The organism is Moorena sp. SIOASIH (assembly GCF_010671925.1).
Classification (GTDB): domain Bacteria; phylum Cyanobacteriota; class Cyanobacteriia; order Cyanobacteriales; family Coleofasciculaceae; genus Moorena.
Window position 1 is genome coordinate 321,256 of the sequence record NZ_JAAHIH010000001.1, and the last position, 15,630, is coordinate 336,885.

General features: G+C 43.1%; 11 protein-coding genes. 5 read left to right on the top strand and 6 right to left on the bottom strand.

Translation table 11 applies throughout. The features are described 5' to 3' along the window. Nucleotides 1-146: 146 nt before the first annotated feature. Entirely contained in the window at nt 147-908 is a 762-nt protein-coding gene (locus F6J90_RS01380; RefSeq protein ID WP_293090745.1) for an SDR family oxidoreductase, read from the top strand. Between the two features lie 40 nt (nt 909-948). Further along, nucleotides 949-1,602, top strand: a complete 654-nt coding sequence (locus tag F6J90_RS01385; protein ID WP_293090746.1) for a cupin domain-containing protein — start codon at nt 949-951, stop codon at nt 1,600-1,602. A gap of 167 nt (nt 1,603-1,769) precedes the next feature. On the opposite strand, the gene F6J90_RS01390 is transcribed toward F6J90_RS01385, so the two are convergent. Next, a complete protein-coding gene (locus F6J90_RS01390) occupies nt 1,770-1,997 on the bottom strand; it encodes a hypothetical protein (RefSeq protein WP_293090747.1) in 228 nt (75 codons plus the stop codon). Between F6J90_RS01390 and F6J90_RS01395 the strand changes: the two genes are divergently transcribed. Continuing rightward, nucleotides 1,980-2,972 (top strand): NAD(P)/FAD-dependent oxidoreductase, encoded by a 993-nt coding sequence (locus F6J90_RS01395; RefSeq protein WP_293090748.1) that lies wholly within the window; start codon nt 1,980-1,982, stop codon nt 2,970-2,972. The two genes, F6J90_RS01390 and F6J90_RS01395, sit on opposite strands and share 18 nt — an antisense overlap. Before the next feature lie 203 nt (nt 2,973-3,175). Here the strand turns inward: F6J90_RS01395 and F6J90_RS01400 are convergent, their stop codons facing one another. The 5 genes from F6J90_RS01400 to F6J90_RS01420 all read right to left on the bottom strand — a co-directional run bounded on the left by F6J90_RS01400 (nt 3,176) and on the right by F6J90_RS01420 (nt 14,737). Then, nucleotides 3,176-6,328 (bottom strand): AAA family ATPase, encoded by a 3,153-nt coding sequence (locus F6J90_RS01400; RefSeq protein WP_293090749.1) that lies wholly within the window; start codon nt 6,326-6,328, stop codon nt 3,176-3,178. Between the two features lie 96 nt (nt 6,329-6,424). Next, complete coding sequence (locus F6J90_RS01405; protein WP_293090750.1) at nt 6,425-7,258, bottom strand: hypothetical protein; 834 nt, start codon at nt 7,256-7,258, stop codon at nt 6,425-6,427. Nucleotides 7,259-7,520: 262 nt separating this feature from the next. Then, nucleotides 7,521-9,326, bottom strand: a complete 1,806-nt coding sequence (locus tag F6J90_RS01410) for a GGDEF domain-containing response regulator (protein WP_293090751.1) — start codon at nt 9,324-9,326, stop codon at nt 7,521-7,523. A gap of 1,101 nt (nt 9,327-10,427) precedes the next feature. Further along, nucleotides 10,428-11,630 carry an ATP-binding protein gene (locus tag F6J90_RS01415; protein WP_293090752.1) on the bottom strand — a complete coding sequence of 401 codons (1,203 nt, stop codon included), beginning with the start codon at nt 11,628-11,630 and terminating at the stop codon, nt 10,428-10,430. 1,226 nt (nt 11,631-12,856) lie between these two features. Next, entirely contained in the window at nt 12,857-14,737 is a 1,881-nt protein-coding gene (locus tag F6J90_RS01420) for an NAD+ synthase (protein WP_293091831.1), read from the bottom strand. Nucleotides 14,738-15,202: 465 nt separating this feature from the next. Between F6J90_RS01420 and F6J90_RS01425 the strand changes: the two genes are divergently transcribed. Then, on the top strand, nt 15,203-15,385 hold the full coding sequence (locus F6J90_RS01425; protein ID WP_293090753.1) for a hypothetical protein: 183 nt from the start codon (nt 15,203-15,205) through the stop codon (nt 15,383-15,385). A 4-nt stretch (nt 15,386-15,389) separates the two neighbouring features. Next, nucleotides 15,390-15,623: a hypothetical protein gene (locus tag F6J90_RS01430; protein WP_293090754.1), complete on the top strand. Its 234-nt coding sequence runs from the start codon at nt 15,390-15,392 to the stop codon at nt 15,621-15,623. The last annotated feature ends 7 nt before the right edge of the window (nt 15,624-15,630 follow it).

Here is a 15,630-nt window from a genome sequence, read left to right on the forward strand (position 1 = left end):
ACAAACATTTTTGGCTCTGTCTAAAGTTTTGTCAACATTGCCAAAACCCTTGTGGCCTAAAAATTAGTCTTATTCATCTCCAACTACTTAGCTGTCATGAAGTGTCAACGGGTAAGAATCTTTGAACTAAATTGGAGGTAAATAGTATGGCGACTCAAACTGTTATTATTACTGGTGGCGCGACTGGCATAGGCTATGCAATTGCTGAAGGGTTTCTGAACACTGGGGCAAATGTAATGATCAATGGCAGAACTCTCTCGAAGCTTGAAAGTGCAGCCCAAAAACTGAATCAGCCTGATCGCATCCAGATTATAGCAGGAGACATTACTGATCCTACATTCGCTCCTAAACTCGTTACTGAAACCGTTGCCAAGTTTGGTAGAGTTGATGTTTTGATTAATAATGCAGGAATCTTTGCCGTCAAGAACTTCACGGATTACACAATTGACGACCTCTCACGGTACCTGGGATATGTAAGAGGTACTTTTGCGCTAACCCAGGAAACCGTCAAACAGATGAGAGAGCAGGGGGATGGTGGCGCGGTTGTCAACATCAGTACAATACTTGCATTTAATGGGGTTAAGGCTTTGCCCTCTTCTGCACCGATTATGGCGAAGGCTGCTATCACAGCAATGGTAAAAAACTTATCTGTGGAGCTAGCAGCAGACAAGATTCGGATTAATGCTGTAGCCCCTGGCATTGTTCTGACACCATTGCTGGGGGAAGTAAACCAAGAAACTGTGGATGATTTGAATCAGCAGCAGCCTCTTGGCAGGATTGGCACACCGAAAGATATTGCTGATGCAGTGCTGTATCTGGCTAATGCCAAGTGGGTTACCGGTGTGATTCTTCCTGTGGATGGTGGGGTTGATGCTGGTGGTGATGGTACTAGCAATCTCAGGCAATAATTAGAGATTCCAACAATAAACATAATGTCAGGAGGTTGCCATGCAGATTCATGCAGATTTAAGTCAGCGAGTCGTTGTCTATAGCGAAGAGCTACCTTGGCTTGATTCTCCTATGGCCGGTGTACAGCGTCGGATGTTGGAAAGGGATGGAGACGAAGTAGCCAGAGCAACGTCTCTAGTTCGCTATGAAACTGGTAGTTCCTTTTCTGCTCATACTCATGGTGGTGGTGAAGAATTTCTGGTTTTAGAGGGCATATTTTCTGATGAAAAAGGAGATTATCCCCCTGGTACTTATGTCCGCAATCCCGTAGGTTCAAGCCATACTCCTAAGAGTGAATCAGGTTGTACGATTCTGGTGAAACTATGGCAAATGTCTCCTGAGGATCAAGAGCGAGTAGTAATCGATACAAGTAACAACTCTTGGGTTCCAGGTTTAGTTAAAGGATTACAGGTAATGCCCTTACATACTCATAGTACAGAGAATGTTGCTCTAGTGAAATGGGAACCTGGAACTGTTTTTAAACACCATAGTCATTTTGGTGGAGAAGAAATTTATGTAATTGACGGGGTATTTGAAGATGAGCATGGAACTTATCCAAAAGGAACTTGGATACGTAATCATCATGGCAGTACTCATACTCCATTTAGTCAAGAAGGCTGTTTAATTTACGTTAAAACAGGACATCTTAATTAACCTCAAATTATATGCTGATAGTTTAAGTATTCAGCTATCAGCTATCAGCTTTCAGCTTTCAGCTTTCAGCTTTCAGCTTTCAGCTTTCAGCTATTAGCTATAAGTTATCAGCTATCAGCTAATGCGCTACTTGAGATGCTACTTGAGGTGCTATAAGTTATCAGCTTTCAGCTAAAGGCTGACGGCTGACGGCTGACGCCTGAATGCTTACCTTTCAGCTTTTGAATAAAACAGCTAACCATTGGCTTAATCTCTGTTACATCAGCTGACTGCTGACTGCTGACCAATGACCACTGACCCCTGACCGCTGACCGCTGACCACTGACCGCTGAATGCTTACGAGAGCTTTTATTCCAAATCACTACAGAGATAATATCATGAAACTCAAAAAACAAAATCTTCAAGAATCCACTGACAAAATTTACGACACCATTATTGTGGGAGGTGGCGCAGGAGGTCTCTCTGCTGGAATCTATCTCCAGCGTTACTTACTCAATACTTTGATTATCGATAAAGGCAAAGCCCGCTCTTTTTGGATGCAGGAACTCCACAATTATCTGGGTTTACCTCCCGATACCCCTGGTCGTTCTGTTCTCAGACAAGGTAAAGAGCATTATTTGTCTATCGGTGGCGATTTACTAGATGCTTTTGTCGAAGAATTAATTGATGAGGGTGAGACCTTTGCTGTGCGAGTAAAAGTTGGTCGAAACAACAGTGAATACTATACCTTTCGGGCTAAATACCTGATTGCTGCTAGTGGCATTATTGACTATCTGCCAGCCTTGGAAAATATGCGAAATGTCTATGACTACGCAGGTTATAACCTCCATGTCTGTCTGATTTGTGATGGATATGAAATGGCTGATAAAAAGGTGGGGGTATTTGCTAGCACGGCAGGTAATGCGGAAGTAGTTTTTCCTCTGGGTTGGTTTACTTATGAAATTACTTTATTTACCCAAGGATTGTTCGAGGTAAATGATGAATTGCGACAAAAAATAGAACAACAGGGTTATCAAATCATAGAAACCCCTGTTGAGCAATTTTTAGGGGAAGACCATCAGATGACTGGAGTGGAATTAACCGATGGTCGAGTAATTGAGTTAGAAGCTGGCTTGATTTCCATGGGTTCCAAATACCATGCCCAATATCTAGATACATTTGATTTGGAGAAGAAGGGAGGCAATCTGGTTACAGATAAAATGGCCCGCACTTCCCATCCTCGTATCTTTGCCATTGGTGATTTAAAGGTAGGACTGAATCAGGTTGTCATTGCTGCTGCTGATGGAGCCTTAGCAGCTACTCAAATTTGGCGGGATATCCGTCGTAGTCAGCCTCCCAAAGCCGCTAATACCGATAAGGTTTTGCGGTGATCAGGTTTTAGCAGCTGCAAATCCTGAATGTCTGAGTTTGAGCCAATTTTTCCTTTCCTTTTCCTGCTCTATTGTGTTGATGCAGTCGCTGCCCATGAGCGACTGCATTGCTTTTGGAAGTGGTACAATTTGTTGTACGTTAGTAAAATGACTCATGAAAATTATCAGTGTCACCGAAGCTAGAGCCAATTTGTTGTGTCCTTTTACCTCACCCATGTAATGCTCAATACTGCTGACCCAATCTTAATCTGATGGGTGGCTTTTTGGTTAGTATTTTCCAATCCCTGCTTAGCCTGCTTAGCTTGTTTTAGTTTTGTAATTAACTCATCTAACTTCAGTGCTGGTTGTCGTAGATAAGAAACAAGATAATCATGCACCAATTGATAGCGGTGAGCAACAATATCCGGTACCTTAACCACCAACCCCGACTCTACTAAAATCCTTAACACCAACTCTAATTTATCAGCTTCTGTTCCTAAATGATTAGCTAACTCAGCCTTGGTCTTCAGTGGACGATTCCCTTTTTCATCTGTCAGTAAATATAGCACCAGTTCCACCACCTGCTGATTCTCTGGTCCACAATCCTCCACTACTCCAGTCAAATACCGCGCCATCAATCCTTGCTTTGAACCCCCTTCCCAATAGTGTTCCAGGGTAGTAATACTTTCCGCCTGCAATTGCGCTCCTACTACCTGCAATTCAATCGGACGTACTTCCGAGAACTCCCCAGCTAAATCCTGTACCAATTCTTCAATCAAAGCTGGTTCCAGGTAAAAATGCGATTGTTTAGTTAATTGCTCAATCACGGACTTGGCATCATCTCGGGAAAAATTCCCTAAAGGATAGCGCACATGCTTACTCAATATGTCATTGCCAATAATTTCCATACTCAGCATGGGATTAGCGCTACCCCACCATGCTGCGCGTTCGCTGAAAGCGGGACTCTCGGCAGAGCCGACGCTACGCGAACGTCCATCGCATTCGAGTAAATAATGGAGATAATCCTCCCGCATCGACAGAATCACCTTCACTGACGGACTATTAAGACACTCTCCTAGGAATTCAAAAAATTGCCGTCGCTCAGCTTTATCCAGGTAAACAAAGAAAAATTCTTCAAACTCGTCAAAAATCAGTACTGTCCGCAAATTGTGCTGTTCATTTTGCCGCAATTGCTGTATAATAATATCTGGACTTTGTAGAGATGTTCCATGCAATGTCTCTAAATTTATTCCGTTTAATGCCTCTGCCAATAACCGTCCCAATTCTTCTACCCAATTGCTATAGACTGCCATCACTACAGGCAACACATCTTCTGTACCAATCACAGTCTGTTTCAACCCTGGTACTAATCCCCCATTCACCAGAGAACTCTTTCCCACCCCCGATTCCCCATGAATCACAATTAGCCTGTAATCATTCCGTCCAATCCGTTCAATCAATCCATTGACATCCTGCTGTCGCCCAGATTGCGCAATTTCTAGCGCTATAGTTTCTCGATTTTCCTCCTCTAGGGGCGCAAGGCGTTGCGCTCCGATCAAATTTGTTGGCAACCCCACCAACCTTATCCTTTGTCGTGGCTGTAATCGACTAGCACCAATAAACCCTCCCCAACCATACTGTTGCGCTAACGATTGTTGATATTGCTTAAGTTGGAAAGCTTGGAGATACTGCCCCTGCTGGAAATAAAGGGAACGCAATCCCTGCAAAATCCGACTGTAAAACCGAGGATTATCCTGAGGTGCAATAACCCTTGCCTGTTCTAGATGTTGGAGTGCAGCTTCAGCTTCACCTAGCCGTTGCTCAGATTGAGCTAACAGTAGTAGATACAGACTAGTTTGAAGTGAGTGCATTGTCTGGAGTGCATTCTCCTGAATGCCGACTCCTGAGTTAAGACATGGTTTTGTGCCCTCTGTACCCTCTGTTTCCTCTGTTTCCTCTGTGCCCTCTTGTGCCACACCAGAGGAAACTGTCGCTATAGTGTCTAATGCTTTCTGAGCATTTTGCTTAGCCTCTTGCCAACGAGATTGGTTAAGAGCGACTTCTGCTAAAAATCCGTAAGTTTGGGCTTTTAGTGGTGCCAGACCTTGCGCCCCTAATAGGATTTGGCGTTGCTGTAACCCTAGGGAATTGTGAGCCAAGTGATACAAATCATCCCAATCCTCCAGACGTTGCAAGACCTCACCTAGTTGATTGATAAACTTAGTGACTAAATCATGACGATTCAACTGCTCAAACCTATCAAGACACTGCTGGAATAATCCTCTAGCATCGTTCCAATAGAGACAGTTTTCTGGTTCCGGAGACTTTTCCCCCTGCTGGAAATAACACAACCCAATGTAAAACAGGACGATTCCCTGACGCTCCAGGAATTGCTGCTCACAAACGGTAATCTCATTTCCTGTAGTATCACTCCCGTTTTCTAAGTTATTTAGATCGTCTAAGTTATCTAGATCTTCTAAGTTATTTAGATCTTCTAAGTTATCTAGATCTAAGTTATCTAGATCTTCTAAGTTATCTAAATTAGATGAACAAACATTGTTCCCACTCTCCCCATCTCCTGATCTCGTGATCTCGTGATCTCCCCATCTCTCAGTCTCCCTTGCCGCTGGTTGCCAAAATGCCAAACTTTGCTCATAGTGAGTTACTGCACTACCCAACTGATAGTTAGCATAAGCCTCTTGACCACGAAGGAATTCTATACTAGCTTTGAGAGCAGGTTCAAGGGTTTCACCCCGATGCTGTAAATCCTTCAGAGCAGCATCAATTTCCCGGTGACGTAGAACACCTATATCAGTAGGAACAAAATATGCTATACTATTTGATTTTAAAATATAGTCAAAGATAGCATCGGTAGTCTCTTTGAGTTCAGTAATTAAGGTTTCTGTTGCGTTCGCGTAGCGGTTCCAAAGGAACATCGCAAATTCTATCCGTGTCCCCAAACTCTCGAAATCTGGAGCAAACTGGGTTAGTTGCTGCTGAACGTCATCTGTAATCCATAACACTAAGGGGAAAGGAAGATTTTTCTGAAACTCTTCGAGCACTTGATTAGTCACACTCAGCATCTGTGCTAGATTCTGCACCGATTCTAAGCCCAACACCATCACAGCAGTAGGGCGTTGTTCTCCCAGTATTGACCGAATGGTGTCATAGAGCACTTTGTCCGATGGCTTAAGGGTTAGGGTATTAATGTCAACCGAGCAGAGTGTTGGTAATTGCGCTACCAAACGGAAACGCACCCTGATATAATTGCAGCGGGCTAAAATCAGCTTGAACTGTCCCTGAGAGGCTTCTACTGCCGACGCCAGTTTTTTCAGGGCATGCTGATTATCAGTTGCGATCGCATTAGATTTGTCCATCGATCAATGTAGAGTTTTCCCGCCATTCAAGTAGCCATCTCAACTCTCAACTCTAACATCCAAACTCCAAAAAGGGACGCCAAGGGCGAACAACCCTCAACCACCGATTGCTAGGATAACTGTTGCAAAGCCAGTCACATTCAGACGGTCTTCGTTATAGAAGGCAGTACGCACTACTAAATCGAGATAAACTCTAGGGCGTAATTCTCCTCGCCAACTAATCGAGTCACCCCCTTGGCGGTAAGGAGACTCTCCGGTCGGTAATCCACCCAACTGCGCACCTTTTTCGGTTTTGCCGGTATAACTCAAAGTGGTACCAGGAATTGTTTCTCCCTGCTTGACTCGGTATAAAACTGGAACCTTGTAAACCACTAGACTGGGGTTTGTTTGATCCGGTACCTGCGGTACCCAACCAGGTTGAGAAGATACCCCATCTACCGTTAGACGAACAGTACCACCAGCCTGTAGGCGTTCATCACTATAAACTAATACCCGCTGGTTGAGGCGCATTTCGACTCCCCTCAGAGGACTTCCAGTCCAGTCTAGAGAGTCACCACTGCGCTTGAATGCCCGCTGTCCATTGATCAACACTTCAGCAGTTTTATCCTCCGTCCTACTGATGTACCGAATATCAGTCCCTGGTATCAATGAACCAGCTTTCACCTCCTGGGTAACTGGTCCTTTGTAGACCAAGGTAGAGTTTGACCGAGGCTGCCGTTCCAGTAGACTGCAACTAGTCGTCGTAGGGACAACAGCCAACAGCACCGTTGTGGTAATTAGTAAACGTTTAAGCAAACTCAGTGCTGAATTTTGAGTGCTCAGTCCATTGTCTTGAGTGCATTTTCCGGCGTTGCTGAATAATGGAATGATTTTAAGAGTTTTGTAGAATGGGCATCTTGGTGGAACTGGCATCTTGCGTAGAACTGGCATCTTGCCAGTTTCCTCCTTATTTCGCGCGGGCAGGATGCCCACTCTACTCCTATTCATTACTTGATTGAGCAACGCCCATTTTCCTAAGTCGTAAGACCTGCTCAATACTGAATCACCTAGTCTATGATCAGCTCTTGCAGTGTAGGATCTGTTTTCCAAGTCAGGTTTCATGTTTGGCCTCTTTTACATGCAAGCTTGCCCCCCGATCTTCGGTGAGTATTGGGGGATAACCTTTTGCTTGTCTTAATTCCTACTATAGCGATTACCAAAACCTATCTGGCTTGGTTAACATCAAATTGGTCACCGTTTCCGCAGTCAGGGCTTCATCAAATAAGAATCCTTGTCCATATTCACATCCTAAACTTTGCAAAAATTCCTTTTGTTCTTGGGTTTCTATGCCCTCAGCAATTACCTGAATTTTTAGCTTTTTAGCTAGATTTACAATCGCTTCTACTGTATCCAAATTTTTGCCTTTTGTAAATCCTTTGCTAATAAAAGAACGGTCAATTTTAATGATATCGATCGGCCAATCATTTAGATAGGAAAACGATGAGTATCCGGTGCAAAAATCATCGATACACAACTGTATATTCCTGTCTTTTAGTTTCTTCAAGATAGTGGTAGCAACTGAGGCATTATCCACCAACACACTCTCAGTAATTTCCAGCTTCAACTTCGCCCCACTCAATTCTAACGTGGTGCAGATTTGGTCAATCTGGTCAATCAGCTGGGGTTGGTTGAGTTGAATACCAGACAGATTCACACTGATACTCAAAGAAGAATAATCAGGAAACTGCTCTTGCCAAAGGCTTAACTGTTTGCAGGCTTCCCGCAAAATCCATTCACCAAGGGGGATAATTAGTCCTGTTTCTTCTGCTACCGGAATAAACTCACTAGGACTAATCTTGATGCGAGTGCGGTGCTGCCACCTCGCCAAGGCTTCAAAACCAATAGTTTTACCCGTTGTCAGGGACACAATGGGTTGATAATTAAGATGCAATGTTTCGTATTCAATTGCCTGTTGTAAGTCGGTTTCTAACTCTAGTCGCTCAATAGCTCTCTGTTGCATACTAGGATGAAAAACTTCTGAGGAGCCAATACCTTCTAATTTGGCATAATACATCGCCGTATCTGCCGCTCGCAGCAAATCTTTCGGTTGCTCATACCCCATGGTACTCAGGACAATACCAATGTAGCAATTAGAAGACACGACTCGCCCATTGAGTTCAAATGGGATGGAAATCTCCTGATGGATACGCTCAGCTGTCTCTTTCACCTGATCTAAGTCTTGGATATTCGAGAGCAAAATCCCAAATTTATTCTCTCTCATCTGTGCCACTATATCCTGATCACCGATGCATTTCTGTAAGCGTTGAGCAGTAGCAACTAGGAGTTGTTCACTGAGTAGATCACCTAGACTGTATTGGATAAGTAGGTAGCGACTAAGAGTCAGACATAGCACAGCAAATACATTATCCTTCTGAGTGTTTCCAACAATTGGTTCATCCCAGCAAAGAGTTGGTAGAATCGGGTATGCCATCGGTAGACATTTGCGATTGTGAGTTGGCTGTACTGGCTTAAAACACCGGCGCAGGTAGTATAAAAACAATGTCCGATTAGGCAAACCGGTCAATTCGTCATAAAACGTCAGGTCTTGTAACCTCTTGATTGCCTTCCGGTAATTTTTGCGCACCTTTGCTTCTCTTAACTCCCGCTCCACCGCCGGAACTAATCGTGCTAACTGGTGTTTAAGGAAATAGTCATGGGCTCCCGCTTTCATAGCAGCGATTGCCATATTTTCCTTAATCGAGCCGGAGACGATAATAAACGGTAAGTCTAACCCTTTTTTTTGTAAGAGGAGTAAGGCACCAATGGCGCTAAACTTAGGCATGAAGTAATCGGCAATCACAAGATCCCACCCCTTATTATCTAAGGCTTCGTTCATTGCTCCTGGTGCTTCCACTCGTTCATAAATTGCTTCGTAGCCACCATTTTTTAGTTCAACCACCAGCAACTCAGCATCATCTTGTGAGTCTTCAACAATCAAAACTCGCAGTGGTTTATTCATAGATTTATCCTATCTATTGATTAATAATTGACTAGTTGATTAGAAAGCTTTTGTATTATGAGATTATTCATCTCATAATCTACACATTTATGGTCTATTTTACCTCACTTAAATGTCATTAGTTGCCTGGTTTTGAGGAGTATACAGAAGACATAATTCAGAAATCAGGATAAGAATTTAGCAAGGTTAGCGGGAGGCGCAATAACGATTAGTGGATTCCCAAGCCAATTTCTCTTAAAAATTCCTGGAAAATCAATTATTATGACTTGAAGCTCCTGACTCGAAGCTCCTGACTCAGAGGATAGTTGGTTATGTCGAAATCAGGTAATTTTAGGTTTAATCCCAACGGATAAATGGCTTCTCGTAAAGTATCCTTAGACTAGAACTAGCTAAAACAATTGAACTATCCTCCCCGTCAAGCACAGGGGATTCTGATTGGTTATAAGAAAAGCAGGCTTTAACTACCGACTTGAGTACCTGTTGACCTTGCGGAGCACCTAGTGCTTAGTAGTGGGGATTATCCTTGAAATCTTTGCAACGTTGACCATAGCTAACCTTAATACTCCTGTCTTTTCGACCAACTCGGTACATCTCATAAGCATCAAAGTAAGTGTAATACTGACAGTTTTCAAAATAAGTCTGTCTTACTGCCTACCAAGCCTGGTTGTACAGGTTGTTGGCTTGTTCACACCAGAAAACAAGGAGGTCATTAGTTTCATCGGGTATGTTCCCAGACAATAATCCAGATAATAATATTTTCTTTGTCCCGTATTGCACTAGTTAGATCACCTCCTAATCACAAACAAAGTAGACCAGGGGTGTGCATCCCCTAACTTGTTTTCATGCCCCGCACCAAGCATGGGGTCAAACAAGCTGCAATTTCTGTAAATTTAATTCCTAACAGCTTAAATTGCCTAAGCGCCGTAATTCCCTTTGCCATCTTAAAGCCTGTATTATCATAAAAATGAAACACATGGCTGCCATTTTGCCATTTTTATGTTTGGACAGATATCATCAATTGTAATTTAACTATTGCTAATCATTATATCAGTAGTGATTGCAATAGTTTTCAGGTGTGGAGGAGACGAAGCAATGGTGTTATTATAGCGAATAATTTCTGAAGGGTGGAAGGGTAAAATAAAACGTTGCTCCTTGTTCAATTGCACTTTTAGCCCAGACTCTGCCACCATGTCGGTGAATAATACGCTTTACAGTAGCGAGTCCAATGCCATTGCCAGGAAACTCGGCTTCGGTGTGCAAGCGTACAAAAGGGATAAATAATCTGTCAGCGTCAGCCATATCAAAGCCAGCTCCATCATCCCGGACAAAATAGGCGATCGCTTGATCACTGGTTTGCTCTTGCCCCTCTATCTGAGGTGCGGACAATGGGCAAACTCCAAATTCAATCCTGGCTTGGGGATGATGGCATGTGTATTTCCAGGCGTTGTGGAGTAGATTCTGTAAAACAATCCGGAGCAACCTACTATCTCCATAGGCCTGAATTCCTTCAGCAATGACCCATTCCACGCTCCGTTCAGGTTGGGTTTGTGTGAGTTCTAAGCTAATTTCAGCAACCATCTTACTCAAATCAACCTGCTGGTAGTGCATCGGGTCACCGCTAACTCTCGAAAGCTCTAGCAAATCGTCAATGAGTTTCCACATATGCTGACTGTTAGCAGATATACGTTGGAGATAGTGTTGTCCTTTGAGATCCAACTGGTGATGATAGTCCTCTGATAGAACCTTAATAAAATTCTTAATCCTTCGTAGTGGAGCGCTTAACTCGTGGGATACTGAATAGGCGAATGCTTCTAGTTCCTGATTTGTGGCTTCTAGTTGAGCAGTGGGCTGATTAACTCGGTCTACCACCTGTTGATTAGTAGCCAACATTGTTGCTGGTTCTAGCACTTGCAACAAACTATTTTCTGTAATGATACCTGTCGGTCGTCCACATTCCTCTACAACTGGTAGATGACGAATCCGATGTTGGCGCAATCGAGACAGTAGCTTGACTATATTCTCGACATTCTCGACTTCAGTAGCTGGTTGTGTAATTAACTCTGTGGTCATCACGTCAGCGATCGCTAGTCCAGAAAGCCCAATCCCTTCGACTATGACCTTCAGCAAATCTCGCTCAGTAAAAATGCCTACTAATGACAGTTGGCACTGGACGAGTACGTAACTAGAGTCCAACTGGATCATGCGGGCAATTGCCTCTGTTACTAGAGTTTCGGGAGATACAATCAGAGGATCCCTATTAATTGCTGCGTCTAGGTTCAAATACATCGGGTAAGAGTTTAGCACAAATCTCAACAATCTAGCAGTAGGAAGTGGTGAAATTATAGCGATTGTGATCAAACAAATTCATTCCAAAATGGCGAAAAATTTAAATTTAACTACTCAAGATAGAGGGGAATTTTTATTTTTCCCTCTCTCTCTTACCCTTTCACCAGAATTTTAACCAACTGCACCAGTAAATTAATCAGCAAATTAATACGCTGTCAGCATTCAGCATATGCGCATTCGCGCACGCTACGCGAACAGAATTCAGCCATTCCTAATCAGCCCTTAGCTACAAGGAATCTTGAATCAAACAACCTTTAAGAAAGAACATTCTCGCCCGAATACTTATGTACTCGCATCATGTACTCCCATCATGTACTCGCATCCAGACCCAAATACCTAAGTTTGCGTCGATGCTTTAGCTTACTACTGAGCAGCTTATCCCTGAAGGCTTACCGTTTAGCTCCAATTGACCAGGTTTTTTGTTGATCCTTGACTGTTCACTGCTGATAGTAAACGTCATATAGTATTTCCAAATAAATCATGAAACCCAATTCTGATTTCTCATAACACCAAAAAATCCTCGGTTCTCTTTCCTACTGTTACCTACCCCCCTTATTAAGGTTAGGAGGGATTCCTGTACCCTTTTTAAATCAATCCTAGTTTCACATCTCAAATGAAAACCCTATAGACTGTGAACAGTCAACAACCAAACTATTACGTTTATTTTTACCGTCCCACTTACTGGATGACGATACTGCTATATTAGTATGGATTTCTTGAACAAGACTTCCCTGGCTAGATAGTCATTAGTTATTAGCTTCCGGCAAAAGAAGCGCCACATCTCAAAACGTTCGCGTAGCGTGGCCTACGGCCAAGGGTGAGTGTGGGATGAATTTTGCACAAAGTCTTTCACAAAAAACCGGCACGATGTGTTATAGTCTATGTAGTGACAAGCAAAGCCGAGAATGCTGGCTTGTTGGTGAAAGATTATTCAAAAAAAAGTCAAACAAAAACAGAGCGGCAGGGCAGTCCGTTCATAAAGCCCAGCGCCTCCTAAGCAATAGCTGGATTGGCTGGGAAGCCTACACTGATTCTATAGAATCAGTGTAGGAGCTGTCACTCCAGTTATTCGTCCATTGTCGTCAACAATAAGTCTTCTGGTCTTTAGCAATGACTAATTAGCAAAGACCAAAGACCAAAGACTAATGACCAATGACTAATGACTAATCATTAATAGATTAATGCTATAGCCAACGACTAGCAATTGGCATCCGCCAGCCAGTACCAAAGGCGCGGTCAGTAACCTTTAAGCCTGGCGGGGCTTGTCGGCGCTTAAATTCAACACGAGCGACTAGTCGGATGATTTTGTTAACCACTTCTGGCTGATGACCTGCATCAATAATTTGCTCTGGGGCTTGGTGCTGGTGGATCAGTCGCTCCAGAATATCATCTAGGATATCGTAGGATGGCAAGGAATCTTGGTCTACTTGACCAGGTTTTAATTCAGCGCTGGGGGGCTTGATTAGGATGTTAGCAGGAATAATTTCTGTTTGGCTTAAAGGTTGTTCGCCTTTGGCGTTCGAGTCGGTTAGGTTAGCAGGTTGAAGCTGATCAGGTTGAAGGTTAGAAGAGGAGTCTGAAGGTTCAACCTTCACCGTACTAACCTGCAAATCCTGATTAACCTGGGACTCCTCTGCCTTAGAATTTAGCCACCGACATAGGGAGTAGACCCGGGTTTTGGGAACATCGGCAATTACAGCTAATCCACCATTCATATCACCATAGAGGGTACAGTAACCCACTGCCATCTCTGACTTGTTGCCAGTAGATAGCAGGAGATAGCCATATTTATTGGAGATCGCCATCAGTAAGCTGCCCCGAATTCGGGATTGAATATTCTCTTCAGCCACACCAAACTCTGTCCCGGCAAATAGGGAGGCTAAGGTTTGGTCAAACCCCTCCATCAAGGAACCAATGGCTAGGGTGTGAGTCTTAATACCTAGGTTTTGTGCTAATGAGAGAGCATCTTTGACGGAGTGGTCAGAACTGTAGGGAGAAGGCATGAGAATCCCCAAGACATTCTCTGGTCCTAAGGCAGCGGTGGCAATAGCAGCCACAAGAGCAGAATCAATCCCACCACTCAAACCAATTACGACTTTTTTAAAACCACACTTACGGGTGTAATCCCGGACTCCTAGGACTAAGGCTGACCAAATTTCTTCGTCTAGGCTGGCTGGGGCTGGTGCTATTGCTGCCGATGGTGGAGACTGTATAGTTGTTTCTGGTTGGGTGACCAGATCGTTTGTTTCTCGGTCATATTCCACAATGACTAAGTCTGTTTCAAAGGCACGGGCGCGACATACCATCTCACCAGCCTGATTAAATGCTACACTACACCCATCAAATATCAGGTCATCATTGCCTCCTAGCTGATTGGCGTAGAGGATAGGTGTATGGTAACGGCTAGCGCTATGGCGCAACATTGCTTCCCGAGTTTTCTGTTTACCTGCGCTATAGGGTGAGGCGGACAGGTTGACCACTAGGTCTACACCCTGTTGAACTAAGTCTGTGATGGGATTGACTTGATAGCTGCGTTTGCCCCAAAACTCTTCATCGTTCCACAAGTCTTCGCAAATGGTAACACCGATTTTAATTGGGGAGTGGGGATTCTGAGTTGTGATTGCTGATGGCTGGTCATCAATGGTGAAGGAATTACTCTCCCGTCCTGGTTCAAAGTAGCGGTTTTCATCGAAAACATCATAGGTGGGCAAAAGTCGCTTGTGAAAAATCTGCCGTACTTTTCCCCCCTCTAGTAGAGCAATGCTGTTATATAAAGGTTTGCCACCAGCAAGCTCTGCTTTGGTATTCGGTGTTACTGTCCCCACCAAAACAGCTAGAGACAATGGTAGCTGCTGAGCTAGTTGTTGCACTTGTGTAGTCATCGATTCTCGAAACTTGGGATTGAGCAGCAAATCTCGTGGTGGATAGCCACACAAGGATAATTCTGGTGTCAGCAACAGACGCACATCCTGACTCGCAGCAGTGTTGGCTACTTCAAGAATCTGTTGAGCGTTACCTGTAATATCACCAATGGTGGGGTTGAGTTGAGCGATCGCAATCTTCATCATTTTTGCTTGTTTTTTATAGTTTATGCCATCTACTTCACACAATCTTTAGTAATCTGGGTTTGGTTAGTAATTAAAGGCGAAAATATACAGTTGATATCGTCTTGAAAAAAATTGGTTTTTCTAGAAAAAAAAAGTAACTGGAACATGATTAGTTATTTTTTGGATATTGGTTGACTAGTTTTATGAGTTTGTTACCTTATTAAATAAACTCCCAAGCTTGCTCATGATAGATTTGCAAAATTTATCATGAGCAAGCTTGGCTTACTATTACTTTTTTTTTAACAACTATATTTGTCTTAGATTATCAAATTTAAGTATTATTAATTTGGAATGGTAGATGATTTTAAATTAACACATATTAATAGGGGTTTTGCCGAAAGCAAACATAAACGTAAACTCGAACGTAAACCCTAACGCAAACCTAATACTTGATAGTGTAGATTAAGTGATCAGAAATAAATCATGAACGTAGAAGAACTAGAAAACCGTTATCGAGAAGAGATTCAAAGTCTAGCCAACCAACTTCAAAATGCAGTTCTCGGACTGTCTCAGACAGAAGCAAAAATTGCTAAGATGGGACGGTCTATAGAGAACCTGAGCGAAATCCTTGAGGAATTTATCCTACAGCAGAATCAAAAAAACTAATTCCATGACTGATGAGACAATTAATGTCAATGATTTCCTTAACAGGATTTACGCAACAACCTTATCTGTACGGTGCGTTATTAACGAACCCTACTTACTACTTAAGGGAACTTGTGGCCTAGTTTTGCGTAAGTCCTGCCTAAAACTTCAAACTCATATCATCTCCGGTACCATCGGTATTGTATACCACAACAGTCTTTGGCAGGTGGCTCAACTTTGTGGCTCTCAAGACAAATGACAAAAAA

Coding starts and splice junctions, on each gene's coding strand:
- F6J90_RS01380 (WP_293090745.1), top strand. CDS start 147: ATGGCGACTCAAACTGTTATTATTACTGGTGGCGCGACTGGCATAGGC.
- F6J90_RS01385 (WP_293090746.1), top strand. CDS start 949: ATGCAGATTCATGCAGATTTAAGTCAGCGAGTCGTTGTCTATAGCGAA.
- F6J90_RS01395 (WP_293090748.1), top strand. CDS start 1,980: ATGAAACTCAAAAAACAAAATCTTCAAGAATCCACTGACAAAATTTAC.
- F6J90_RS01400 (WP_293090749.1), bottom strand. CDS start 6,328: ATGGACAAATCTAATGCGATCGCAACTGATAATCAGCATGCCCTGAAA.
- F6J90_RS01405 (WP_293090750.1), bottom strand. CDS start 7,258: ATGCCAGTTCTACGCAAGATGCCAGTTCCACCAAGATGCCCATTCTAC.
- F6J90_RS01410 (WP_293090751.1), bottom strand. CDS start 9,326: ATGAATAAACCACTGCGAGTTTTGATTGTTGAAGACTCACAAGATGAT.
- F6J90_RS01420 (WP_293091831.1), bottom strand. CDS start 14,737: ATGAAGATTGCGATCGCTCAACTCAACCCCACCATTGGTGATATTACA.
- F6J90_RS01425 (WP_293090753.1), top strand. CDS start 15,203: ATGAACGTAGAAGAACTAGAAAACCGTTATCGAGAAGAGATTCAAAGT.
- F6J90_RS01430 (WP_293090754.1), top strand. CDS start 15,390: ATGACTGATGAGACAATTAATGTCAATGATTTCCTTAACAGGATTTAC.